This window comes from Pseudomonas sp. P5_B2 (assembly GCF_056400445.1).
Genome location: NZ_JBFULH010001098.1, coordinates 1 through 1,011, shown reverse-complemented (window position 1 = coordinate 1,011; position 1,011 = coordinate 1). Strand labels below are relative to the sequence as shown.

Here is a 1,011-nt window from a genome sequence, read left to right as displayed (position 1 = left end):
TCCATATAAGCTGGTGCAGAAAATCCCAGGAACCAAGGTAACTTTTTGTCCAATTGCGCGAAGCTTAGCGAGCAGCCAGCCAAGATCAGTCCGACCAGCAGCCCTGCGCATTTTTTGATTGGCCAGCCTGACTTGCTGGTCGGCGAAGCCGCGATACAGTTGTCACCAAGAGCCATAAGGAATCCCGAACCTTTCTATGTAAGCCTTGGATGTTTCAGACAAGGGGCGATGTTTGCCGCCGGACTTACCTTCATAAGGTCCTCTAGGGTTTACGGTCCCTTCTACCCGAGCAATCTCGACCGACTTCAAGCAGGGGCCTCCGAGCCAGACTTTAGCGATTCCGCCTGGCGCCAGACCAATGCCAATGTCGTCGCGATAGTCGGTGATCCACTTACCGTCAGCCCTGCAAAAGGCTCTTTSAGRTTTGCGCATGATCTCTCGCGCTGAKTCGGRGATGACGATGTAGGCCTCRTAGGTTTKTGGYTCKGCCAGCGACTGCCAGCGCACRTAAATCRACCKTGGYARRTCWGCACCRGKGACATGGCGCCCCTTCCCACCACCATTACTGCTGACCCAYCCTCTGGCWGTGCCTTGATTATTCGGGGGCTTTGGCACMGAGGCGATACCACCTCCSGCACCTCGRAATACCCGATCCTGTATATCCACCACGTCAGCAGTTTCAATCCAGACTTCCATATAAGCTGGTGCAGAAAATCCCAGGAACCAAGGTAGGTCTTTATTCGATTGCGCGAAGCATTGCGTGCAGTCGAAAAGCAGCAACCCTAAAAGTAATCCTGCACATTTTGTGGAAAAAAGTGTCGAGCTACTCATTGGGGTGCACCACACGTTGGTTGTTTTTTGCGGGCCGGTTGATAAAAACAATGTCCAAGTCGCTGCTGTTGAAACCTTTGGCAGCATTCCAGTCAGCGGACAGGTGGATGTAGCGACTGCGCAACATCGCTCTTTCTTGAACCGTCAATCCCTCGACCGTCGTTTCGCCAAGGGCATATG

The 1,011-nt window shown here is 53.1% G+C and carries 2 protein-coding genes; both read right to left on the bottom strand.

All coding sequences use genetic code 11. The features are described from left to right. Positions 1–162: 162 nt before the first annotated feature. On the bottom strand, positions 163–831 hold the full coding sequence (locus AC1DRJ_RS29445; RefSeq protein ID WP_477805225.1) for a DUF2931 family protein: 669 nt from the start codon (positions 829–831) through the stop codon (positions 163–165). Further along, positions 824–1,011, bottom strand: a 188-nt coding sequence (locus tag AC1DRJ_RS29440) for a hypothetical protein (RefSeq protein WP_477805224.1), incomplete at its 5' end; no start/stop codon positions are given. The genes AC1DRJ_RS29440 and AC1DRJ_RS29445, both read right to left, overlap by 8 nt.